The organism is Arthrobacter sp. B0316-1-20 (assembly GCF_059091865.1).
In genome coordinates this window covers 42,684-64,080 of record NZ_JBNHHC010000018.1, presented here as the reverse complement: position 1 = coordinate 64,080, position 21,397 = coordinate 42,684, and the positions used below count along the sequence as shown (strand labels likewise).

At 66.5% G+C, this 21,397-nt stretch carries 20 protein-coding genes; 15 read left to right on the top strand and 5 right to left on the bottom strand.

The genetic code is table 11. The features are described 5' to 3' along the window. The first annotated feature begins 231 nt into the window (after positions 1 to 231). The 5 genes from ehuB to AC5RW2_RS25625 all read left to right on the top strand — a co-directional run bounded on the left by ehuB (position 232) and on the right by AC5RW2_RS25625 (position 4,976). Positions 232 to 1,146, top strand: a complete 915-nt coding sequence (gene ehuB / locus AC5RW2_RS25645) for an ectoine/hydroxyectoine ABC transporter substrate-binding protein EhuB (RefSeq protein WP_494074732.1) — start codon at positions 232 to 234, stop codon at positions 1,144 to 1,146. Between the two features lie 9 nt (positions 1,147 to 1,155). Continuing rightward, positions 1,156 to 1,887, top strand: coding sequence for an ectoine/hydroxyectoine ABC transporter permease subunit EhuC (gene ehuC, locus AC5RW2_RS25640; protein ID WP_493964122.1), 732 nt, complete (start codon positions 1,156 to 1,158; stop codon positions 1,885 to 1,887). Then, a complete protein-coding gene (gene ehuD, locus AC5RW2_RS25635) occupies positions 1,887 to 2,540 on the top strand; it encodes an ectoine/hydroxyectoine ABC transporter permease subunit EhuD (RefSeq protein ID WP_493952279.1) in 654 nt (217 codons plus the stop codon). The genes ehuC and ehuD overlap by 1 nt, the downstream gene beginning before the upstream one ends. Next, a complete protein-coding gene (ehuA, locus tag AC5RW2_RS25630; RefSeq protein WP_493964121.1) occupies positions 2,524 to 3,369 on the top strand; it encodes an ectoine/hydroxyectoine ABC transporter ATP-binding protein EhuA in 846 nt (281 codons plus the stop codon). Before ehuD ends, ehuA begins: the two co-directional genes overlap by 17 nt. 320 nt (positions 3,370 to 3,689) lie before the next feature. Then, positions 3,690 to 4,976: an aspartate kinase gene (locus tag AC5RW2_RS25625; protein WP_493952281.1), complete on the top strand. Its 1,287-nt coding sequence runs from the start codon at positions 3,690 to 3,692 to the stop codon at positions 4,974 to 4,976. Positions 4,977 to 5,279: 303 nt separating this feature from the next. On the opposite strand, the gene AC5RW2_RS25620 is transcribed toward AC5RW2_RS25625, so the two are convergent. Together AC5RW2_RS25620 and AC5RW2_RS25615 are read right to left on the bottom strand one after the other, a co-directional pair. Continuing rightward, a complete protein-coding gene (locus AC5RW2_RS25620) occupies positions 5,280 to 5,495 on the bottom strand; it encodes a hypothetical protein (protein WP_493964120.1) in 216 nt (71 codons plus the stop codon). Positions 5,496 to 5,611: 116 nt separating this feature from the next. Further along, the gene (locus tag AC5RW2_RS25615; RefSeq protein ID WP_493942324.1) at positions 5,612 to 5,824 is read right to left on the bottom strand and encodes a hypothetical protein; all 213 of its coding nucleotides are present in this window, start codon (positions 5,822 to 5,824) and stop codon (positions 5,612 to 5,614) included. 101 nt (positions 5,825 to 5,925) lie between these two features. Here AC5RW2_RS25615 and AC5RW2_RS25610 point away from each other — a divergent pair, with 101 nt between their 5' ends. Continuing rightward, positions 5,926 to 6,417, top strand: a complete 492-nt coding sequence (locus tag AC5RW2_RS25610) for a MarR family winged helix-turn-helix transcriptional regulator (RefSeq protein ID WP_493964119.1) — start codon at positions 5,926 to 5,928, stop codon at positions 6,415 to 6,417. A gap of 111 nt (positions 6,418 to 6,528) precedes the next feature. On the opposite strand, the gene AC5RW2_RS25605 is transcribed toward AC5RW2_RS25610, so the two are convergent. Next, positions 6,529 to 9,708 carry a S8 family serine peptidase gene (locus AC5RW2_RS25605; protein ID WP_493964118.1) on the bottom strand — a complete coding sequence of 1,060 codons (3,180 nt, stop codon included), beginning with the start codon at positions 9,706 to 9,708 and terminating at the stop codon, positions 6,529 to 6,531. A 335-nt stretch (positions 9,709 to 10,043) separates the two neighbouring features. On the opposite strand from AC5RW2_RS25605, the gene AC5RW2_RS25600 reads away from it, so the two are divergent. The 3 genes from AC5RW2_RS25600 to AC5RW2_RS25590 all read left to right on the top strand — a co-directional run bounded on the left by AC5RW2_RS25600 (position 10,044) and on the right by AC5RW2_RS25590 (position 12,327). Then, on the top strand, positions 10,044 to 11,072 hold the full coding sequence (locus AC5RW2_RS25600; protein WP_493964117.1) for a 3-methyladenine DNA glycosylase: 1,029 nt from the start codon (positions 10,044 to 10,046) through the stop codon (positions 11,070 to 11,072). A gap of 248 nt (positions 11,073 to 11,320) precedes the next feature. After that, on the top strand, positions 11,321 to 11,662 hold the full coding sequence (locus tag AC5RW2_RS25595; RefSeq protein WP_493964116.1) for an SSI family serine proteinase inhibitor: 342 nt from the start codon (positions 11,321 to 11,323) through the stop codon (positions 11,660 to 11,662). A 125-nt stretch (positions 11,663 to 11,787) separates the two neighbouring features. Beyond that, positions 11,788 to 12,327 carry a DUF3237 domain-containing protein gene (locus AC5RW2_RS25590; RefSeq protein WP_493964115.1) on the top strand — a complete coding sequence of 180 codons (540 nt, stop codon included), beginning with the start codon at positions 11,788 to 11,790 and terminating at the stop codon, positions 12,325 to 12,327. 33 nt (positions 12,328 to 12,360) lie between these two features. Here AC5RW2_RS25590 and AC5RW2_RS25585 read toward each other — a convergent pair whose 3' ends face one another. Beyond that, entirely contained in the window at positions 12,361 to 12,528 is a 168-nt protein-coding gene (locus AC5RW2_RS25585; protein WP_493952287.1) for a hypothetical protein, read from the bottom strand. A gap of 223 nt (positions 12,529 to 12,751) precedes the next feature. On the opposite strand from AC5RW2_RS25585, the gene purS reads away from it, so the two are divergent. Genes purS through purL form a run of 3 tightly spaced genes read left to right on the top strand, consistent with a single transcriptional unit; the run spans position 12,752 to position 16,241 of the window. Then, positions 12,752 to 13,024: a phosphoribosylformylglycinamidine synthase subunit PurS gene (gene purS / locus AC5RW2_RS25580; protein ID WP_364644954.1), complete on the top strand. Its 273-nt coding sequence runs from the start codon at positions 12,752 to 12,754 to the stop codon at positions 13,022 to 13,024. Continuing rightward, entirely contained in the window at positions 13,024 to 13,797 is a 774-nt protein-coding gene (gene purQ / locus AC5RW2_RS25575; protein WP_493964114.1) for a phosphoribosylformylglycinamidine synthase subunit PurQ, read from the top strand. Before purS ends, purQ begins: the two co-directional genes overlap by 1 nt. Then, positions 13,797 to 16,241: a phosphoribosylformylglycinamidine synthase subunit PurL gene (gene purL / locus AC5RW2_RS25570; RefSeq protein WP_493964113.1), complete on the top strand. Its 2,445-nt coding sequence runs from the start codon at positions 13,797 to 13,799 to the stop codon at positions 16,239 to 16,241. The genes purQ and purL overlap by 1 nt, the downstream gene beginning before the upstream one ends. Before the next feature lie 111 nt (positions 16,242 to 16,352). Here purL and AC5RW2_RS25565 read toward each other — a convergent pair whose 3' ends face one another. After that, positions 16,353 to 17,285: a hypothetical protein gene (locus AC5RW2_RS25565; protein WP_493964112.1), complete on the bottom strand. Its 933-nt coding sequence runs from the start codon at positions 17,283 to 17,285 to the stop codon at positions 16,353 to 16,355. Positions 17,286 to 17,552: 267 nt separating this feature from the next. On the opposite strand from AC5RW2_RS25565, the gene AC5RW2_RS25560 reads away from it, so the two are divergent. The 3 genes from AC5RW2_RS25560 to AC5RW2_RS25550 are packed head-to-tail and all read left to right on the top strand — an operon-like array spanning position 17,553 to position 21,363. Then, on the top strand, positions 17,553 to 18,242 hold the full coding sequence (locus tag AC5RW2_RS25560) for a (2Fe-2S)-binding protein (RefSeq protein ID WP_493964111.1): 690 nt from the start codon (positions 17,553 to 17,555) through the stop codon (positions 18,240 to 18,242). After that, complete coding sequence (locus AC5RW2_RS25555) at positions 18,239 to 19,285, top strand: FAD binding domain-containing protein (RefSeq protein ID WP_493964110.1); 1,047 nt, start codon at positions 18,239 to 18,241, stop codon at positions 19,283 to 19,285. Before AC5RW2_RS25560 ends, AC5RW2_RS25555 begins: the two co-directional genes overlap by 4 nt. Further along, on the top strand, positions 19,282 to 21,363 hold the full coding sequence (locus tag AC5RW2_RS25550; RefSeq protein ID WP_493964109.1) for a xanthine dehydrogenase family protein molybdopterin-binding subunit: 2,082 nt from the start codon (positions 19,282 to 19,284) through the stop codon (positions 21,361 to 21,363). The genes AC5RW2_RS25555 and AC5RW2_RS25550 overlap by 4 nt, the downstream gene beginning before the upstream one ends. Positions 21,364 to 21,397: the final 34 nt, after the last annotated feature.

Here is a 21,397-nt window from a genome sequence, read left to right as displayed (position 1 = left end):
AATTGTAATCAGCTGCGGCCGAAGGCGGTGGAGCCCTTGCATCAGGTCGGTTTGCAGTCCATGGCTGAGGATTGTCGACAAACATTCACGCTGACTCTCTAATTGTATGTTGACGAGAAGTTCATTACCGTGGTCGACAGTCACCACCGAATTTCGGGTCGGGTCGGCTGGGTTGCGCTGCAGAGCGCGGGCTGGGTGGTTCGCCCCATTACACGACCGAAAGAGGAAATGATGAACGCGCGACTGACGAAGTCTCGTACCGCCTTGGCGGGCGCCAGCATCCTGGGCATGGTCCTGCTGACTGGGTGCGGCGACGGCCAAATCGCCTCAGCCGAGGGCGGCGAAGGCGCCGCGACCGGCAACACCCTGGCGAAGATCAAGGACGAAGGCACCGTGACCGTCGGCATTGCCGGCGAAGCCCCTTACTCCTTCCAGGAAGGCGGGGAGCCGACCGGCGGAACCATCGCCATGCACGAGAAAATTTTTAAGAACATGGGCGTGGACAACGTCGAAGTCCTGCTGGTGGACTGGGACGCGCTAATTCCCGGACTGAACGCGGGGCGGTTCGACCTGGTCAGCGCCGGCATGTCGATCCTGCCCGAGCGCTGCGGACAGGCCGCGTTCAGCGATCCGGAAATCATGTACACCACCGCCCTGATGGTCAAGGAGGGCAACCCCAAGAACCTGACCGATTTGGATTCGGTAGCTAAAGCCGACGACGTGAAGCTGGCTGTGCTCTCCGGCGGCATCGAAGCCGGCTACGCGGACAAGCTCGGCATCGACAATGTCCAGTCGGTAGGCAACGCCCAGGACGGCATGGACACCGTGGCCGCCGGACGCGCGGACGCGTTCGCCATGACAGCGATCTCGCTGAACTGGTTGGCCGACAACAACAAGGATTCCGGCGTCGAGGTCACCGACGCTTTCGTGGCCACCATCGACGGCCAGGAGCAGATCGGCGCCGGCGGCACCGTGTTCCGCAAGGGCGACACCGACCTGATCGAGGCCTACAACCAGGAGCTGGGCAGGATCACCGAGAGCCCGGAAACCTACGTGGACGTGCTCGGCGAATTTGGCTTCACCGAGGAGAACCTGCCGCCGAAGGATCTCACCACCGAGCAGCTTTGCTCCGGGGCAGCGGGCTAGTCCATTCCCATGGAGGCAAACTTTGCAGCGCTGGCTGAGGCGGCACCGAGGATCTGGGAAGGCTTGGGCATCACCCTCCTCCTGACCCTCGGCGGTGCCCTGCTGGCGATCGTCATTGCGGTGGTGCTGGGACTGGGTGCCCGCCTGAACAACGTCTTCTTGCGGGGCATCTGCCGGGTCTTCATCGAATTCTTCCGCGGCACCTCGCTGGTGGTGCAGCTGTTCTTCTTCTTCTTCGTGTTGCCGCAGCTGGGCGTGGACCTTCCTGCCCTGGCCTGCGGCATCTTGGGATTGGGGTTGAACTACGGCGCTTACTGCGCTGAAGTGGTGCGCGGTTCCATCAACTCGGTGCCCACCGGCCAGTGGGAGGCGACGACGGCGCTCAGCCTGTCCAAGGCACAGCGGATGCGCCGGATCATCTTCCCGCAGGCTTGGGCCCTGATGATTCCGTCCTTGACCAACTACCTGATCCACATGCTCAAGGGAACGGCCATCGTCAGCTTCATTACGCTGGCTGACCTGACCTACCACACCGAGCAATTGCGTCAGGACACCAGCACCTTCTTCGCCTACGGCGTCAGCCTGGTCATCTACTTTGTGCTGGCCTACATCCTGACGCTGATGATGAACGGGCTTGAGGTCCAGGCCAAGCACAAGTTGGGCCGCGGCGAATCGCTGCGCGAAGCCCTCAGCTTGAAGACGCCGGACACCGTCGTTGCAGTGGAAGGAGGTAAGGGCTGATGAACGAATTATGGGACTGGGACGCCGCGTACGCCGTCCTCCCGGAGCTGTTGCTCGCCTTCCTGAAGGTGACGTTGCTGGTCACTGTTGTCAGTACCGCCATTGCAGCAGTGCTCGGCCTGGTCTTTGCGATCCTGCGGATGTCCGTGCCCAAACCGATCGCGGCGGTCATCAACTTCGTCGGCGATTTCATCCGCATGACGCCGATCGTGGTGCAGTTGCTGTTCGCCTACTGGACGTTCCTGAGCGTTGACGCGATCGTCATCGGCATTGCGGTTTTCGGCGTCCATTACTCCACCTACATGGCGGAGGTTTACCGGGCGGGCATCGAATCGGTGCCCAAGGGCCAGTGGGAGGCCACCAAGGCACTGTCCATGTCCAAGTCCCGGACCTGGATCGCCGTGGTGATTCCGCAGGCCCTGCGCGCCACCGTTCCGGCACTGGGCAACTACGCCATCTCAATGTTCAAGGACACCCCGTTCCTGCTGTCCATCGGCGTGGTGGAAATGGTCCGCGCGGGCCTGACCTTCGGGGGCAACCACTTCAGATATATGGAGGCCATCACCCTGGCCGGCGTGATCTTCCTGCTGGCCAGCTACCCCACCTCCCTGCTCATCTCCAGATTGGAAAAGCGCCTTGCCTACAATTACTGATCCCGCAACCGCGCCCGTCCCCGGCCCCGCGGCCAGCGTTCCCGCCATCAAGTTCGAGAACGTGGAGAAGCGGTTCGGCGACAACGTGGTCCTGAAGGACCTGAACTTCGAAGTCGCCAAGGGTGACCGCGTCACGCTGATCGGTCCCAGCGGTTCCGGCAAGACCACCATCCTGCGCCTGGTGATGACGCTGGAGGAGCTCAGCGGCGGCTACATCTACATCGACGGCGAGCCCCTCACCCACGAGGAGCGCGACGGCAAGCGGGTGGAGCTGGGCGAGAAGGCGCAGAAGCAGATCCGCAAGCGGATTGGCATGGTGTTCCAGCAGTTCAACCTGTTCCCGAACATGAGCGTGCTGGAGAACATCATCGAGGCGCCTGTGCATGTGCTGGGCCAGTCCAAGGAGCAGGCAACCGCCCGCGCCATGGAGTTGCTGGACAGCGTGGGGCTGCCGGACAAGGCGGACGCCCACCCGCTGGAGCTTTCCGGCGGCCAGCAGCAGCGCGTGGCGATCGCCCGGGCGCTGGCGATGGATCCGGAGATCCTGCTGCTGGACGAGGTCACCTCCGCGCTGGACCCGGAGATTGTGGGCGAAGTGCTGGGGATCCTGCGGCACATCGCCGACACCACCGACATCACCATGCTGATCGTGACGCATGAGATGCAGTTCGCCCGTGACGTGTCCAACCGCGTGATGATGTTCGACGGCGGCAAAGTGGTTGAAGAGGCCACGCCCGAGGTCATGTTCACCAACCCGCAGCACGAACGGACCCAGGCGTTCCTGCACGCCGTGCTCGGCAACGGGGAGGACCAGCTCGGCACCCGCTGAGCCGCCCAGCCGGACCGACGTTCCCTGATCGACTGCGCAGATACCGCCCCTTTTGAGAGCTGAAATGGGCCGTATCTGCGTAGCCGATGGTGGGAGACACACCGCCGGTGGCGTGCGGCACTTGGTGCGGCACCGGCGTCGTTATGACCATGGCCAGTCACACTGGTTGGCCGCATTCTCCGCCGCCCCTATTGCGGCGTTAGAATTGCCCTTGCCGCGCCGTGTCCGCAGCCAGGGCCCGCGGCAGCATTCCATCAGCCCGGCCGCCCGCCTCGCGCGGCACGGTCCGGGCCCCAAACCAGGAGTTGTTTAGAGCCCACATGAGCCTGATAGTGCAGAAGTTTGGCGGTTCCTCAGTGTCGGACGCCGAGGGGATCAAGCGCGTGGCGCAACGCGTGGTCGATACCCAGGCCGCCGGCAACCAAGTGGTGGTCGTCGTGTCCGCCATGGGGGATACCACCGACGAACTGCTTGACCTGGCCAACCAAGTCTCCTCGCACAGCAGCGCCCGCGAAATGGACATGCTGCTCTCCGCCGGCGAACGCATCTCCATGTCCCTGCTGGCCATGGCGATCCAGGAGTTCGGCTCCAGGGCGCAATCCTTTACCGGCAGCCAGGCCGGCATGGTCACCGATGCCATCCACGGCAGGGCGCGGATCATCGACGTCTCGCCGCACCGGGTGCTGACCACCATTGAGCGCGGCGAGATCGCCATTGTGGCGGGTTTCCAGGGCATCAGCCGGGAGAGCAACGACATCACCACGCTGGGCCGTGGCGGCTCCGACACCACTGCGGTGGCGCTGGCGGCGGCCCTGGGCGCCGATGTCTGCGAGATCTACACCGACGTGGACGGCGTTTACACCGCTGATCCGCGCGTAGTGCACAGCGCCAAGAAGATCGACACCATCTCCAGTGAAGAGATGCTGGAGATGGCTGCCTCCGGCTCCAAGATCCTGCACCTGCGCTGCGTCGAGTACGCCCGCCGCTTCGGAGTGAAGCTGCACGTGCGCTCGTCCTTCAGCACCAACGAAGGAACTTGGGTGCTGCCCAGCCCCGACGACAAGATCAAGATTCAAGAGGGAGAACCCTTGGAACAGCCCATCATCTCCGGCGTTGCCCATGACCGCTCCGAAGCCAAGGTCACCATCCTGGGCGTGCCGGACATTCCCGGCAAGGCCGCGGAAATCTTCGGCATCGTCGCCGGCGCGCACTCGAACATCGACATGATCGTGCAGAACATCTCCACCCGCGGCACCGGCAAGACGGACATCTCCTTCACGCTGCCCATGGTGGAAGGCAAGGAGGCGCTGGACGCGCTCAATGCGGCCCAGGACGTGGTGGGCTTCGAGGGCATCCTCTACAACGAGAACGTTGGCAAGCTCTCGCTGATCGGCGCGGGCATGCGCTCCAATCCGGGCGTCTCCTACAAGTTCTTCGAGGCGCTGCACAAGGCCGGGGTGAACGTGGACATGATCTCCACCTCCGAGATCCGCATCTCGATTGTCACGCACGCCGATCTGCTGGACACCGCCGTCCGCGCGGTCCACGCCGCGTTCGGCCTGGACACCGACGAGGAAGCCACGGTGTACGGCGGCACCGGCCGCTGACCCCGCGGCCTCGCTGTCGGTTGACCGCGGACTCACGGAGCCGCGGATCGGCTGACTCATCGACTGCTCAGCAGGCGCCCTTCCCAGCCTTGGGAAGGGCGCCTGCTGATTTTTCGATGGAAACGGGGCTCCGGGCATGGTTCGCGAGCGGGCGTGGTGCGCGCCGCAGCGGTCTACGGGTGCACGGCAGGCTGCTTTCGCCCGCTGCTGGAAGGCACGACGCCGGTGCGCACCGCCGTCGTCAGGCCGGCTTTTCGGGCGGTGGATTATCCGGACGCCGTTTCCGGCGAAGACAGCCCGGCGTCAGGGCTTGTGAGGCCGCCGGTACGCGTACGAGTGACCGGCCTCGCCCCGCTCCACTTCGATCTGCGACAGTTGCTCTTCCGACGCCTTCTCCGAGGCGTCGTGCCGGTGGACAACCGGGGAATCCGAATCGATCCGGTCCGCTGGGCCCCACACCTTTGCCGCCTTCTCCGTGGCTCGCATGAACCGGTTCATGAAGCGCGAATTCCCAGCCATCTGAATCACCTCTTGCTCAGAGAGTCCGTGGCATCAGTGTAACGAGGAGCGGTACGGAATAACAGGGTTATCGGCGGGAGAACAGCCGGCCCGGGTCTGCCCGGGACGCCGGATTCCTAGGACTGTTTCTTCGGCACGATGTAGGTGCTGCCGTCGGCCCGGGTGACTGTTTCCCACTGGGCTGCTTCGGCCTCGCGCTGCTTGAGCAGGGCCTTATTTTCCTCGGTCATGGGATGGTCCACGCCGCTCTTCTGCGCCGGGCCGAAGACCCAGCGGAACTTGCCGGTCGCCCGCATGAACGCGTTGACGCGGGACTTCTTCTCGGCCATGTGCGTTGTTCCTTCTTCCGGTGCCCGATGGACTCCGCGGGCGTTCGTATCCATAATAGGGGACGAACAATTAGTGCACTAACTGACCGGGAGTGATGGCCGTGACAGCGGGAACAACGGAAGACCTGCTGCTGGAACACCAGCTGTGCTTCGCGCTGTCGGTAGCCTCGCGGAGCGTGGTGGCTTCCTACAAGCCCGTGCTCGAAAAGCTGGGCATCACCCACCCGCAGTATCTGGTGATGCTGGCACTGTGGGAGCAGAGTCCGCGGATGGTCAAGGACTTGTCCGAGGCGCTCCAGCAGGACCCGGCCACGCTCTCCCCCATGCTCAAGCGGCTGGAGCAAGCCGGACTGGTGACCCGGGAGCGGGCGGAAGGCAACGAGCGTGCGCTGGCCGTGGGCCTGACCGATGCCGGTGTTGCGCTCCGCGAGCAAGCACTGGCCGTGCCGGGAACCATGCTCTCGCGGCTGGGTCTGGAACGGGAGCAGCTGCGGGAACTGAACGCCTCGATGCATGCCCTGATCGCGGCGGCGCACAAGGCCGGAGTCGCGCCGCTTGAGCATCATGCCGTTGCCGGCCAGGACCAGGCCTGACCTCCGAAGGGGACGGATGTTCCCGCGCCGGGACGGCGAAGGCGGCCGGTGGTTTAGCCCACCGGCCGCCTTCTTCATCTCCGCAGGGCCCGTTGCACGGAACCCCTGGGCCTACCGTCCGGAACGCTGCTCCGGCTGTGGGGAGGCACCGCCGTCGACAATCACCGCGCCACCTTCAGCCGCAGGAGCCTGCGTCATGGTGCCGTCGCCGGAGACGTTGACGGTTACCGCGGTGGAGGCGCCGTCGCTGAACTTCACGAGGCCCACCCAGCTGCCCGGCTCCAAAGCGGACCAGCTGGCCTGCACCGTACTGGTGTTGCCATTGCGCAGCTTCAGCGGATTCGGGCTGACCGTGAGGTTGCCGGCATCACCGCTGAGCGCCACCGTGTTGATGGTGCCCTTGCTGGCCTTGCCGTCCGGGCTGGAATACAGGTGCGCAATCGCGTAGTACGTGCCCGGCGCCGGATTGTTGATCACCAGCGACTCGCTGGCCGAGGCCGTGGCAGCAGAGATCACTGCGCCCGCAGGAGTGAGGACGTGCAGATCCCAATCCGCTCCAGAGTCCGCGGCGTTGATCGCGAACTGCGCCAACGTCGCCCCTTCCGGGACGTTCTGCGGAGCGAAGCCGGTGCTGGCGTTGGAACCGATCACCGCCGGCTGGCCGGGGGTCTTCTCCAACTGGCTGGCGTTGGCCTTGGCCAGGCCCTCGACCCCCAGCTCAATGGGCGAGTCGGTGCCCGAGGTGACCTTGAACGAACCGGTGCCGTCGCCGGCGTCGGACGTAAAGGCCACGCTGGCCGGGGCCACGGCAGTGACCGGCCGGACGGCGATGGGTGAAGCAACCGTATGCTGTCTCCGGTCGCTGCCCTTGCCGTTGCCGCGCTTGCCCTCTTCGGTCCAGACCAGCGTGCCCATGGCGAACTCATCCAGCGGGGCATTCACGTTCTGGAAGCTGACCTTGAACTCGCGTTCCTGGCCGGGCTTCGTGAAGGTCAGCTTCTGCGGCGAGACCTTGACCGCCACACCCGGCAGGTCCACATCAACCGTGTAGGTGCCCGGCTCCAGCGCGGTGAGCGTGCGCTCGACGGTGACCTTGCCGGCCAGCTTTCCGAGGGCGAAGGACGGAACGTTAAGGTCCTTGGCCTGGATGCTGTCCTTTTTCTTCAGCCCCAGGTCCAGCCCGGTGCCCTGGATGAAGCCCAGCCAGTCCTTGACGTCGGCGTCGTAGGCCAGGCCCGGGTCGCCCATCCGGGCGGTATCCACGTGGCCGGCGCCGGTGGCGAAACGGTCTTCGTTCACCGAGCCGTCCTCGTTCACCAGATTGCCCGCGGTGGTCATCATTGCCGACTTCACCGTGGCCGGGGACCACTGGGGGTTCTCGGCCAGCAGCAGCGCACCGAGACCGGCCACGTGCGGGGCGGCCATCGAGGTACCGGACATGAAGCCGGTGGTTTCGCCACCGATGACGGGGGAGACGCCGGCCAGGACGTTGACGCCCGGGGCTGCGATGTCCGGCTTGAGCAGGTTCGAATCCACCGCCATGGACGGACCGCGCGAGGAGAACGCGGCGACCTGCGGGACCGGGCTCTGGGCCAAGCCGGTGGTGTCCTTGTTGCGCAGCGCAGCGGTCAGCGCCGGATCGGCAGCCACCTTGTCCTTGATGGACGGGTCGTCGATGTGGACGGTGGGCACCGCGTGCAGGTCCAGATCAAGCGATCCGGGCACCACGTTCACCAGCACCATGCCGACGCCGCCGGCCTGCTTCACTGCCACGGACTTGTCCGCGCGCGGGTTCATGCCGCGGTCGCAGACGACGATCTTGCCTTCAACCTTGGCCGGATCGAGCTTGCCCGGGTAGCACAGCCTCGCCTCGTCGGCGGATGCGCCTGCCGCGCCGGCGCCGGCGGACAGGACCAGGCCGGTCTGCGGAACCTCGCGGTTCATGATGGACGTGCCGCGGTACTTGGTGCCGTCGGAAAGTTCCACCGTGCCCTGCAGTTCGTTCGAGAACGTGCTGGCGGCCACCGTGGTCACCCACGGGGCGCTGTGGTTGACGGTGGCGGCGGCCGGGCCGGTGTTGCCGGCGGAGGCGGCAACGAAGATGCCCACCTCGGCCGCGCTCAGGAACGCCACGGACACCGGGTCCAGCACCGAGTTGTTGTTCCCGGAGATGGAGTAGTTGAGAACGTCCACGCCGTCTTTCATGGCCTGTTCGATCGCGTCCACCGAGGCGGAGGTGTAGCAGCCGCCGGTGGCCTCGTCGTTGTCCTCCCAGCAGATCTTGTAGACGGCCACCTTGGCGGCCGGAGCCACGCCGTTGCCGGTGCCGAAGTCGCGTCCGTCCACCGTCTGCGTCACGCCGGTGTTGCCGGCGGCGGTGCTGGCGGTGTGGGTGCCGTGGCTGGCGATGTCCAGCGGGGAGATGGACTCCTTCGGGTTCCGGTTTTCTGCCGGCACGGTCCGCAGGAAGTCATCGGCGTAGTAGCGGGCGCTGAGCACCTTGGAGTTGCATTCGGTGCCGTCAAAGCCGGAACCCTCCTGGCCGGGCTGGCACTCGCCCAGGAAGGTGCTGCCGTCTGCTTTAAGCATGGCGATCTTGCCGTCGGCGGTCAGGTACGGCTCGCCGACCTTGGCCTTGCCGCGCAGCGGCTTGACCTCCTCGCCGGCCAGGAAATCGCTCTCCGGGTAGTAGCCGGTGTCGATCACGCCGACCACGGTGCCCTTGCCGGCATTCTTCGCGCCGCCGTATTGCTCGGCCCACACGCCGTCGCGGCCGGGCAGGTTCAGGAAATCGGTGCTGGAGTAGTCCGGCTGGTGCTGCTCGTCCGGAGCCACTGCCACGACGCCGGGCTTCTTGGCCAGCTCCGCCGCCTGCAGTCCGGTCAGCTCGGCCACGAAGCCGTTCACCGCCGTCGTGAAGCTCTTCTGGATTTTCACACCCTCGGAGGCAGCGACGTCGTCCTGCTTGGTGGTCAGGTGCGCGCGGTACTTCTTGGCGTGGGCGGTGCTGTCGTCCAGCTTCTCGCCTTTGCCGGGCTTGGTGGCCCCAATGCCGGCCACGCCGCCTTCATAGGTCGCCAGCGGAGCGGAATCCAGCATCACAATGTAGCGGCCGTCCTCATAGATGGCCTGCTGTCCATCGGGGTTCGACGTGATGGTGCGCGGGAGATTGGCGGGTGCGGCCGCCGCCGGGCCGGCCAGCCCGGAGAGTATCAAAGGGATCCCCAGTGCGAGTGCTGCGGCAGATCGCATTCCCTGCCGGCGCACAAAGCTGCTGCTTTGCTTGGTCATGAGAGGTACAGCCTTTCATCCGGTGAGCCCGACCGCTTTGGTCCGGCCCCAGGCGCAACCGAATGCCGTACCCGGCGCGGTGAACGGCCGCGCAGGATATTGGACGAACCGGCGTGCGAAGCCGGCCCCCTCCCCCAACTGTGACAACAGCCACATTTGGTGCACCTGTGGAACTAAAAGTACCGTAAGCGCTGATCTGAAAGAACTGTTTCAACTTTTTTGGGTGCACCTTATCCGATCGCGTCGCCGGGGCTATTCGGCAGCAGCCGGCAGTGCTATAAGCGGTGGCCCCTTAGCCGGTGCCAAACTGCCTCCGCTGCTGGGACAATGGAGCCATGGCGCAGCAGGTCCTCCTTGACCGGCCCCGGGTTCTTGCACCGGAGCACTGGCTGCCGCGCGCCCGGGCCCATGCCGAGCGGGCCTCGCGTTTCACCGAGCCGTATCTGCAGCGCCGCTCTGCCGGGCTGAAACACCCGGTGGAAGACTTCCTGTTCACCTACTACAGCCTCAAGCCGGGCCAACTGCTGCGCTGGCATCCGGGGGCGGGCGTGGTGTTGACCGGCGCCGAAGCCGGCGAGCGCCGGGCCTGGAAGTTCTACCGTGAGCTGACTGCCGCCGAGTGCCGCTCCGCAGGCCTGGAGCACGACGGCGGTGCCGTCACCGTCGACGCGGAGGCTTTCCTTGCGGCGCGGGGAACCGCGGTGGCGTTCGCGCGGGAGATCCTGGCCGGTGCCGCAGCGCGGCCGGCGCGGTTCGGCTGCTTCGGGCTGCACGAGTGGGCGATGGCCTACAAGTCGCGGGTCAACGGCGTCCGGCACGACTACCTGGAGCTGCGGCTCGGCGCCGAGGGGACGGACCACGTGGTGGAGGGCAGCCGAATCAACTGCTCGCACTTTGACGCCTTCCGGTTCTACACACCGCAGGCCGTTCCGCTGAACACGCTGCGGCCCACCCGGGAGAACCAGCGGCAACTGGAACAGCCGGGCTGCCTGCACGCCAACATGGACCTGTACAAGTGGGCGTACAAACTGGCCCCAGCGCTGCCCAGCGAACTGGTGATGGACTGCTTCGAGCTGTCCTGGCGGATCCGCGAACTGGACATGAAAGCTTCGCCCTACGACCTGTCCGGCTGGGGCTATGAGCCGGTCCGGATCGAGACCACCGAAGGCCGGACGCAGTATGTGGCGGCCCAGCGGGCCTTTGCCGCCGAGGCACAGGTGCTGCGCGGCAGGCTGCTGGCGGCGCTCGACCTGTTCGACGGCGGGGACGCCGGTTTCGGGGAGCAGCCCGGCGTGGCGGACCTAAGTTTCGGGGAGCACCTTGATGGGGCCGACGACACTGGGAACATCAGAGCGGAGGAATGATCATGGCGGTCAGAGCAAGACGTTCGGCGCCGCGGCGGGCCACAGGGCTTCAAACTGCCGCGCTCATCATCGGCCTGCTCGCACTGCCGTCGCTCGCGGCCTGCAACCAGGGCAACCAACCGGCTCCCTCACCCGGGGTCACGACTCCTGCCTCCCCCGGGACTGGTTCCCCCGGAGGCCCTGCCACAGAGACCGGCAAGCCTGCCCCCTCAGAGTCCACTGCGCCGAACACCAAGGAAGGAACGTCCGTGGATGCCGATCTGACCATCGTGCTGACCTCCGCCGGCAGCGATTCCAAGCTGGAGCGGAAGCTGGTCTGCAAGGATAGCCAGCCAGTCGAGGGCTCTACCGTCCGCGACGCCGAGGCGGCGTGCGCTGCGCTGGCCAAATTCGGCGAGAAGGTCTTCTTCGAACTGCCGGACCGCAACCGCATTTGCACCCAGCAATACGGCGGACCCCAACAGGCCCGGGTCACCGGCACGATCAGCGGCCGTCAGGTGGACAAGGAATTCTCCTTGACGGACGGCTGCAAGATCTCGGAGTGGAACAGCATGCACGCCCTGCTCGGAAGCCGCGCCGGAGAGGCTTAACTCCTCCCCTGAATCCACTATTCAGCACCGGGCACCCCCATTCACCTGCGTCCACTATTCAGTACCTGCCCTTCTCAGCGCTGAAAAGGGCGGGTGCTGAAGAGTGGGCGGGGTAGTCTCGGATCATGATCACGCAACCGTCCGGACCCGCCGTCGTGCCCGCCGCCGCGCCTGCCACCGCGGCCTCCGATGCCCCGCCCGCAGTGCCGTCCGCCCCGGGCCTGACGTTCCTGGCCAGCATTGCCGTGGAGGTATCCGAGCCGATCGAAGTCGGTGACACGGCCGAAGGGACCCGCCGCATCATCCCGATCACCGGCGGCACCGTTTCCGGCCCCAAGCTCAACGGTCGGGTGCCGGCCGGCGGCGCCGACTTCCAGCTGCTTCGCTCGCCCACCATGACCGAGCTCGAAGCAAAATACGCCATCGAGACCGACTCCGGCGAACGGATCTACATCAACAACTTCGGCATCCGGACCGGTTCACCCGAAGACATCGCCGCGCTGGTGCGCAATGAGCCCGTCCCGCCGGAGCGCATCTACTTCCGCTGCTCGCCCCGTGCGTTGGCCGGCGGGCCGGAATGGAGCTGGCTGTCGTCCAGAATCCTCGTGGGCAGCGGCACCAGGCTGCCCGCCCAGGTCCGGCTGGACATCTGGGTGGTCGACTAGGCGCTTGGTTGCCGGCTAGTCCCGGATGCCCGGTCAGCGGCGGCCGCGCATGACGTCGCTCACTCTGCGGCCCAAGTCCTCTTGCGCGGCACCCGCCGCCCGCCGGTCTTGGCGGATCTTCTGGATCACCATTCGCCCCAAGCCCGCCAGCACGACGCCAGCCAGGATGGGCAACAGCATGGACTGCGGCTTGTCAGTCATGTCTTTCATGCTACGAGTCCGGCGGAACAACGGCACGGTGTTGGCCGCATTCGCCGTCGTCGTCGCATAAAATTTGCGCCCGCGAATGCCGGTAGAATGGATCCCGCAAGCTCGCGGAGCGCTGGTCAGCGTGAGACGGCACCGATTGTTGGACTGATACTGCACTGGATTCCGCGCGCCTCGCTTCGTTTGAAGAGCACAATCCAAGCACAGGAGTGGCCGGATGCCCCGGATCGTTGTTGATGTCATGCCCAAGCCCGAAATCCTTGATCCGCAGGGCAAAGCCATTGTCGGCGCATTGAACCGCCTGGGCCAGACCGGGTTCAGCGAGGTGCGCCAGGGCAAGCGCTTCGAACTGGTGGTCGACGGCGAGGTCACCCAGGAAATCCTGGACCAGGCCCGGCACGCCGCCACCACACTGCTCTCCAACCCCGTGATCGAAGATGTCACGCGGGTGGAGGTCATTACCGAGGCGACCATCGGGGCCGGCGAATAATGACCGAGACTCCTTTGATCGGCGACTTCTCCCCGGCGCCCGACGCCGGGCTCTCCGGTGCGCGCATTGGCGTCGTGACCTTCCCCGGCACCCTGGATGACCGCGATGCGGCCCGTGCGGTCCGGATTGCCGGCGGCACCCCGGTCAGCCTGTGGCACGGCGACCATGACCTGCAGGGCGTGGACGGCGTGATCATCCCCGGCGGCTTTTCCTACGGCGACTACCTGCGCGCCGGCGCCATCTCCCGCTTCGCGCCGCTGATGGACCAGATCATCGACGGCGCCAACGGCGGCCTGCCGGTGCTCGGCATCTGCAACGGCTTCCAGGTGCTGACCGAGGCGCACCTGCTGCCCGGCTCGATGATCAAGAACAACCACCTGCATTTCCTCTGCCGCGACCAGCGGCTGCGGGTGGAAAACAACGCCACCGCCTGGACCAGCCAGTATGAAACCGGCGCCGAGATCGTGGTGCCGCTGAAGAACCAGGACGGCCAGTACGTCGCGGACGAGAAGACGCTGGACGAGCTGGAAGCGGAGAACCGCGTGGTGTTCCGCTACGTGGACATGAACCCGAACGGCTCGCGGCGCGACATTGCCGGCATCAGCAACGCTGCCGGCAACGTGGTGGGCCTCATGCCGCACCCCGAGCACGCCGTGGAAGCCGGCTTCGGCCCCGATTCCTCCGCTTTCGGCGACGTCGCACTGCGCGGCGGCACCGACGGCCTGGGAATTTTCACCTCAGTTTTGACGAAGATTGTTGCAGGTGCCAAGTAATGACTAACAACAACCCGGTGGTCGACCAAGCGAGCGCCGGCGAGCGCGTGGAAACCAGCGCCGCCACCCGGCTGGAGACTCCGGCCGAGGCCCGCAATGAACATGTCCAGAGCTTCGGCCAGGCAGCCGACGCCGTCGAACGCGTCGAGGGGCGCCAGTTCAACATCGACACCGTGGAACATGCCGCGCAGACCCCTGACACGGAGATGCCCTGGGCCGAGCTGGGCCTGAAGCGCAACGAGTTCGACGAGGTCGTCAAGGTGCTGGGCCGCCGTCCGACCGCGGCCGAGCTGGCCATGTACTCGGTGATGTGGTCCGAGCACTGCTCCTACAAGTCCTCGAAGGTCCACCTGCGCCAGTTCGGCGACAAGGTCACCGAGGACATGAAGAAGCACATGCTGGTGGGCATCGGCGAGAACGCCGGCGTGACCGACCTCGGCGACGGCTGGGCCGTGACCTTCAAGATCGAGTCGCACAACTCCCCGACCATGGTGGAGCCCTATCAGGGTGCCGCGACCGGCATCGGCGGCATCGTGCGCGACATCATTTCCATGGGCGCGCGCCCGGTGGCAGTGATGGACCCGCTGCGCTTCGGCGCCATCGGCCACCCGGACACCGCCCGAGTGGTCCACGGTGCGGTCGCCGGCATCGGCGGCTACGGCAACTCGCTGGGCCTGCCGAACATCGGCGGCGAAGTGGTCTTCGACTCCGTCTACCAGGGCAACCCGCTGGTGAACGCGCTGGCCGTCGGCGTCATGCGCCACGAGGACATCCGGCTGGCCAACGCCTCCGGCAAGGGCAACAAGGTGGTGCTGTTCGGCGCACGCACCGGCGGCGACGGCATCGGCGGCGCCTCCATCCTGTCCTCGGAGTCCTTCGACGACACCAAGCCCTCCAAGCGCCCCGCGGTCCAGGTCGGCGACCCGTTCGCGGAAAAGGTGCTGATTGAGTGCTGCCTGGAGCTGTTCAAGGACTCTCTGGTGGAGGGCATCCAGGACCTGGGCGCGGCCGGCATCTCCTGCGCTACCTCGGAACTGGCCTCCAACGGCGACGGCGGCATGGACGTTGAGCTGACCTCGGTGCTGCTGCGCGACCCGACCCTGACCCCGGGCGAAATCCTGATGTCCGAGTCGCAGGAACGCATGATGGCCGTGGTCTCCCCCAAGAACGTCGAAGCCTTCGAGGCAGTCATGGCCAAGTGGGCCGTGGAATACTCCTGGCTCGGCGAGGTCACCGACACCGGCCGCCTGGTGATCAAGTGGGACGGCGAAACCATTGTCGACGTCGACCCGCGCACCGTCGCCCACGACGGCCCGGTCTACAACCGCCCCTACGCCCGTCCGGATTGGCAGGACCAGCTCCAGGCAGACAGCTTCCGGGCCTCCGCTGCCGGCGCCGACCTGCCGGCCAGCGCCGAGGACCTGAAGGCAGCCGTGCTGGAACTGATGGCCTCGCCGAACATGTGCTCGAAGGACTGGGTGACCAACCAGTACGACCGCTACGTGGGCGGCAACACCGCACTGGCCATGCCCGACGACGCCGGCGTGGTCCGGGTGGACGAGCAGACCGGCCTCGGGGTTGCCCTGGCCACCGACGCGAACGGCCGCTACACCTACCTGGATCCCTACCAGGGCGCGCAGTTGGCCTTGGCTGAGGCCTACCGGAACGTGGCCACCACGGGTGCCGTGCCGATGGCCGTGTCCGACTGCCTGAACTTCGGCTCCCCGGAAGACCCGGACGTCATGTGGCAGCTGGCCGAGGCAATCCGCGGCCTCTCCGACGGCTGCATGGAGCTGGGCGTCCCGGTCACCGGCGGCAACGTGTCCCTCTACAACCAGACCGGCTCCACCCCGATCCACCCGACGCCGGTCGTCGCCATGCTCGGCAAGTTCGACGACGTCGCCCGCCGCACGCCGTCCGGCTGGCGCGAGGACGGCCAGGCGATCTACCTGATGGGCACCACCCGCGACGAGCTGGACGGCTCCGAATGGGCCAACCTGCGCGGACACCTGGGCGGCAAGCCGCCGGCAGTGGACCTGGCCGCCGAGAAGCTGTTGGGCGAACTGCTGATCAACGCCTCCCGCGACGGCATGATCGACGCCGCGCATGACATCTCCGAAGGCGGCCTGGCCGCCGCGCTGTCCGAGATGGCCCTGCGCTTCGGCGTCGGCGCCCGGATCGGCCTCGGCGAGGTCTGCGAGCGCGACGGCGTGGACCTGTTCACGATGCTGTTCAGCGAGTCCCAGGCGCGCGCCGTCGTCTCGGTGGCGCGCAGCGAAGAGGTGCGCTTCAAGGACATGTGCGGCGCGCGGGGCTTCCCGTTCATGCGCATCGGCGTGGTGGATGCCGAAAACGGCGCACTGGACTTCCAAAGCGAATTCTCCGTGCCGCTGGCCGAACTGAAGGAAGCTCACGAAGGAACGCTGCCGAAGTACTTCGCGTAGTTCCCTCAGCTACCGCGACCCGCGGCAGCGCTCTCCGCATCGACTATTCAGCAGGCGCCCTTTTCAACCGTGAAAAGGGCGCCTGCTGACTTTTCGATGCCTCAGGCCTGCTCATGGGCGCCAGCCTCGGGACCGCAACGCCGTCCGAATCTTCGTGACGGCCGCCTGTGCGGTCCCGTACATGTCTTCCTTGCAGACCCGCCGTTCCAACCAACCGATGGCAGCCGTCTGCTCGGCACGCCGAATATCGCGGGCCAACTGCTCAGGTGTGAGGTGGTGGGCGCCTTCATACTCAATCGCCAGCTTGTAGTTCTTGTACTGCTTGTCCGGGGAATGCCAGCGCCTGCCCCAGTCGTCCATTATCGGTTCGTTAAGGCTGGGTTCCGGAAGCCCCGCATCGATCAATGCCAGCCGCAAGCGTGTTTCCGGGGCAGAATCCGCACCGACACGCACCAGTCCCACAGCCTCGGTCGCTTTGGCGACGCCGCGCTTTCCCCGATGCAACCTGATGACCTCCGTTAGGTCTGACACCGTCGCGAACGGCGCTTCCCTGTTTTCAAAAGCTGCGCGTGGAAACCGGACCAAGTGATCGCCAATAACCACCAAGTCGGTAACGGGCAACATACAGGCGAGGTCGAGCCACGTCTTGAGTCGGGTGGTCAGCGGGACGCCTTCCAGTTCGGTGACCTCATCAGGCGCAAGGCTGGCCCTATGTCCCACAACTCCCCGGCGGCGCGGCGCATTGAGGTGTTTAGGACGCGTGACGTGGATCGAGGCGTCGCTGTCCACCCAAGGTGGAAGGGGAAAATCCCACATCCTCGCCGCGGTGAGATGGGACAGGACCGAGCCGTGGGTAACCAGCGAGACGGCCCGAACTTGATCCGCCAACCTGAGATCTTTGCCGTTCGGGATCCTGATCCCGCGGCTTGGTCGCAGCACGGTTGCATTCCTCAATTGCTTCTCGCTCAGTCCGGACTCAATTCCTTCCCGCCACACAAATGATGACTCGGACAGTGCCCTCGGCAGCTCCTTCGGGTACCGCATCCCCCCATTCTTAGTGCATCGCCCACGAGCCGCTTGTGTTATCCACAGCCACTGGCGTTGACCTGATCTTTGCAGGGTGAGCCTCACGGACCGGCGAGGGGTTGTGGCGCGGGATGGACTCTTATAAGTTGCCAGCAAAGCCAAGGCCTGCTCCCCAACGACTATTCAACAGGCGGCCTTCCCGGAGCTGGAAACGCCGTCTTCTGAATAGTCGATCCGGGTGGAGTGCAGGATTCTGACGCAGGACTCGGACGCCGGAGGAAGCCGATGGACGCCGAAATCTCACTGCAGGTGGACGGCCGCGCCACCACGGTCACGCTGGATACGCGCACCACGCTGCTCGACGCCCTGCGCGACCGACTGGGCATCTTCTCGCCGAAGAAGGGCTGCGATCACGGCCAGTGCGGTGCCTGCACGGTGCTGCTCAACGGCCGGCGGATCAACTCCTGCCTGGTCTTCGCGGTGGCCCAGGACGGGGCCAGCGTGGTCACGGCCGCCGGACTGGCCTCGGAGGGCGAACTGCATCCGGTCCAGCAGGCGTTCCTGGACCAGGACGGTTTCCAGTGCGGCTACTGCACTCCGGGGCAGATCTGTTCGGCCGTCGGCATGCTGGACGAAGCCGCCCGCGGCGATCCCAGCTTCGTCACCGCCGACCTCGCTGACGAGCCACCCCCACCGGGGACCGCGGAGGGCAACCCGGTAGGCAGCACCGGCGCGCAGGCAAACGGCTCCCTGCCCACACCATCCCCCGAGTTGCCCGACGACGAAATACGCGAGCGGATGAGCGGCAACCTGTGCCGCTGCGGCGCCTACGTAAACATCGTGGCCGCCATCCGCCAGGCCCTCGAGGGCAATCAGGTCGGCGGCAGCCCCGGCCGCCCTGCCACCGAATCGGCGATTCCGCAGCCCGCCAGCAAAGCGAACCAGCCCGCCGATGGAACGGGGCAGCCCGGATGAAGCCCTTCGACTACGCCCGCGCCGCCAGCCCGCCCGAGGCGGTCGCCGCCGTCGCCGGCAACCCGGCCGCCGCCTTCCTGGCCGGCGGAACCAACCTGGTGGACCACATGAAGCTGGGCGTCGCCGCGCCCGGGCGGTTGGTGGACATCTCGCACCTGCCGCTGGACCAGATCGAAAAGACGGACGACGGCGGCCTGCGTCTGGGCGCGACCGTCCCGAACAGCGACCTAGCCGCCCACCCGCTGGTCCGGCAGCACTACCCGGTGCTCTCGCAGTCGCTGCTCTCCGGCGCCTCGGGCCAGCTGCGCAATGCGGCGACCACCGGCGGCAACCTGCTCCAGCGCACCCGCTGCGTCTACTTCCAGGACGTCACCACCCCGTGCAACAAGCGCACCCCCGGCACCGGCTGTTCGGCGCTGGAGGGCTATACTCGCTACCACGCCATCCTCGGCGCCTCGCTGGACTGCGTGGCCACGCACCCTTCGGACATGGCGGTGGCGATGGCGGCGCTGAATGCCCAGGTGGAGATCCTGGGTCCGTCCGGTAACCGCAGCGTGGGCCTGCACTCCTTCCACCGGCTCCCCGGAGATCAGCCGCAGCGCGACACGGTGCTGGAGCACGGAGAGCTGATCACCGCGGTGGTGCTGCCGCCGCTGCCGGAGGGGACACGCTCGGCCTACCGCAAGGTCCGCGACCGCGCGTCCTACGCCTTCGCCCTGGTGTCCGTGGCCGCGGTGGTGCGGCTGGAAGAACCCACGGATGCGGACGACGGCGGTGGCCCGCCTTCCCCACCGACGGTCGCCGAGGTGCGGCTCGCGTTGGGCGGCGTGGCGCACAAACCCTGGCGAGCCACGTTCGCCGAGGAGGCACTGCGCGGGCAGCCGGCCACCGAGGCAAAGTTCCGCCGGGCCATCGACGCCGAGCTGCGGCACGCGGTCCCGCTGCCGGACAACGCCTTCAAGGTGCCGATGGTCCGCAACACCGTGGTGTCCGTGCTGCGGGAACTGTGCTGTTTGGACCACGACGGAGAGGACCGGCCATGACCCTGCAGCAGCCAGCGGCAACCGGACTGGACCTGGAACGGGTCGACGGCCGGGCCAAGGTCCTCGGCCTGGCCCCCTATGCCTACGAGCACCCGGCGGAGAACCCCACCTACCTGTATCCCGTCCAATCCACGATAGCCAGGGGCCGGATCGCCGCCATCGACACCGCCGCGGCCGAAACGATGGACGGCGTGGTCGCGGTACTCACGCACCTGAATGCTCCGCGGCTGGCCAACGCCGAGGACAAGGAACTGGCCGTGCTGCAGTCCGACGAGGTGGGCTTCCGCGGGCAGTTCATTGCGGCCGTGGTGGCCGATTCGCCCGAGGCCGCGCGCGAAGCGGCGGCCCACGTGCGTGTTCAGTACCACCGAGAGCCGCACCATGCGGCGTTGCGTGCGGACCACGAGGACCTCTACAAACCGGAGAAGATCAACGCCGGGCTCGAGACCGACACCCAGACGGGAGACCCGGACGCCGCTCTGGCGAGCGCCGCCGTCGTTGTTGACCACACCTACACAACCCCGGCCGAGCACAACAATCCGATGGAACCGCACACCACGGTGGCACAGTGGGACGGCGACCGGTTGCTGGTGTTCGACTCCACCCAGTCAGTGCACAATGCGCGCAAGACGCTGGCGCCGCTCTTCGACGTGGACGTGGAGCAGATCCGCGTGGTGGCGCCGCATGTTGGCGGTGGTTTCGGCTCCAAGGGGCTGCCGCATGCGCACGTGGTGCTGACCGCGCTGGCCGCAAAAGTCACCGACGGCCGGCCGGTCAAGTACGCGCTGACCCGTCAACAGATGTTCTTCCTGGCCGGCTACCGCACGCCCACCATCCAGCGGCTGCAGCTGGGCGCCAGTCAGGACGGGCGGATCTCCGTGCTGACGCACGACGTCGTTGAGCAGACCTCGGCCATCAAGGAATTCGCCGAGCAGACCGCCGGGATATCGCGGATGATGTACGCGGCCGACCACCGGCGCACCACCCACCGGCTGGCGTCGCTGGATGTTCCGGTACCGTCCTGGATGCGGGCGCCGGGCGAGTGCCCCGGCTCGTTCGGCCTGGAAGTGGCGATGGACGAACTGGCGGAGGCGTGCGGGATCGACCCGATCGAACTGCGCGTGCGGAATGAACCGGCCATCGATCCGGAAACCGGCAAGCCGTTCGCCAGCAGGCACCTGTTGGCCTGCCTGCACGAGGGCGCCCGCAGGTTCGGCTGGGAGCGGCGCAAGACCCAACCGGGGACCTTGCTGGTGGACGGCTGGCGCACCGGGATCGGCGTGGCGGCTTCTACCTATCCGGCGCGGCGGCAGCCGGCGAACACCACCCGGATCCGTTTCACCGCCGACGGATACTACGAGGTGCAGATCGGTGCCGTGGACCTGGGCACCGGTGCCTGGACGGCACTGACCCAAATAGCCGCCGAGGCCCTGGAGTGCGGCCCGGAACAGGTCCGGTTGCAGATCGGCGACACGGACCTGCCGGCGGCTACCGTGGCCGGCGGCTCCTCCGGGACGTCCAGCTGGGGCTCGGCGATCATCAATGCGGCCCAAATGTTCCGCAAGGAGCACGGCGGATTTCCCTCCGCCGGGGACACTTCGGAGGGCGACGGCGAAAAGAACCCGGCCAGCGAAAACTACGCACTGCATTCCTTCGGCGCCCAGTTTGCCGAGGTCCAGGTGAACGCGGACACCGGCGAGATCCGGGTGTCGCGGATGCTGGGGGTCTATTCCGCCGGGCGGATCATTAATCCGCGCACCGCCCGGTCCCAGTTCCTGGGCGGCATGACCATGGGCATCGGCATGGCCCTGCATGAGCAGAGCGTGATGGACGAGCGGTTCGGGATGTTCGTCAATCACGACTTCGCCGAGTACCACGTGCCCTCCAACGCGGATATCCGGCAGCTCGAGGCGTTCTGGCTGGAGGAAATCGACGAGCATGCGGGCCCGCTGGGCGCACGCGGGATCGGGGAGATCGGCATCGTCGGCGCAGCGGCGGCAGTCGCCAACGCTGCCTACAACGCCACCGGAATCCGGGTCCGGGACCTGCCGCTCACCGCGGACAAGTTCCTGCTCTGACGCTGCGACCCGATGGTCGACCCAGGCCGCCGCC

Excerpts from the sequence above, each read along its gene's own strand:
- ehuB (WP_494074732.1), top strand. The coding sequence starts at position 232 with ATGAACGCGCGACTGACGAAGTCTCGTACCGCCTTGGCGGGCGCCAGC.
- ehuC (WP_493964122.1), top strand. The coding sequence starts at position 1,156 with ATGGAGGCAAACTTTGCAGCGCTGGCTGAGGCGGCACCGAGGATCTGG.
- ehuD (WP_493952279.1), top strand. The coding sequence starts at position 1,887 with ATGAACGAATTATGGGACTGGGACGCCGCGTACGCCGTCCTCCCGGAG.
- AC5RW2_RS25625 (WP_493952281.1), top strand. The coding sequence starts at position 3,690 with ATGAGCCTGATAGTGCAGAAGTTTGGCGGTTCCTCAGTGTCGGACGCC.
- AC5RW2_RS25620 (WP_493964120.1), bottom strand. The coding sequence starts at position 5,495 with ATGGCTGGGAATTCGCGCTTCATGAACCGGTTCATGCGAGCCACGGAG.
- AC5RW2_RS25615 (WP_493942324.1), bottom strand. The coding sequence starts at position 5,824 with ATGGCCGAGAAGAAGTCCCGCGTCAACGCGTTCATGCGGGCGACCGGC.
- AC5RW2_RS25605 (WP_493964118.1), bottom strand. The coding sequence starts at position 9,708 with ATGACCAAGCAAAGCAGCAGCTTTGTGCGCCGGCAGGGAATGCGATCT.
- AC5RW2_RS25600 (WP_493964117.1), top strand. The coding sequence starts at position 10,044 with ATGGCGCAGCAGGTCCTCCTTGACCGGCCCCGGGTTCTTGCACCGGAG.
- AC5RW2_RS25590 (WP_493964115.1), top strand. The coding sequence starts at position 11,788 with ATGATCACGCAACCGTCCGGACCCGCCGTCGTGCCCGCCGCCGCGCCT.
- AC5RW2_RS25585 (WP_493952287.1), bottom strand. The coding sequence starts at position 12,528 with ATGACTGACAAGCCGCAGTCCATGCTGTTGCCCATCCTGGCTGGCGTC.
- purS (WP_364644954.1), top strand. The coding sequence starts at position 12,752 with ATGCCCCGGATCGTTGTTGATGTCATGCCCAAGCCCGAAATCCTTGAT.
- purQ (WP_493964114.1), top strand. The coding sequence starts at position 13,024 with ATGACCGAGACTCCTTTGATCGGCGACTTCTCCCCGGCGCCCGACGCC.
- purL (WP_493964113.1), top strand. The coding sequence starts at position 13,797 with ATGACTAACAACAACCCGGTGGTCGACCAAGCGAGCGCCGGCGAGCGC.
- AC5RW2_RS25565 (WP_493964112.1), bottom strand. The coding sequence starts at position 17,285 with ATGCGGTACCCGAAGGAGCTGCCGAGGGCACTGTCCGAGTCATCATTT.
- AC5RW2_RS25560 (WP_493964111.1), top strand. The coding sequence starts at position 17,553 with ATGGACGCCGAAATCTCACTGCAGGTGGACGGCCGCGCCACCACGGTC.
- AC5RW2_RS25555 (WP_493964110.1), top strand. The coding sequence starts at position 18,239 with ATGAAGCCCTTCGACTACGCCCGCGCCGCCAGCCCGCCCGAGGCGGTC.
- AC5RW2_RS25550 (WP_493964109.1), top strand. The coding sequence starts at position 19,282 with ATGACCCTGCAGCAGCCAGCGGCAACCGGACTGGACCTGGAACGGGTC.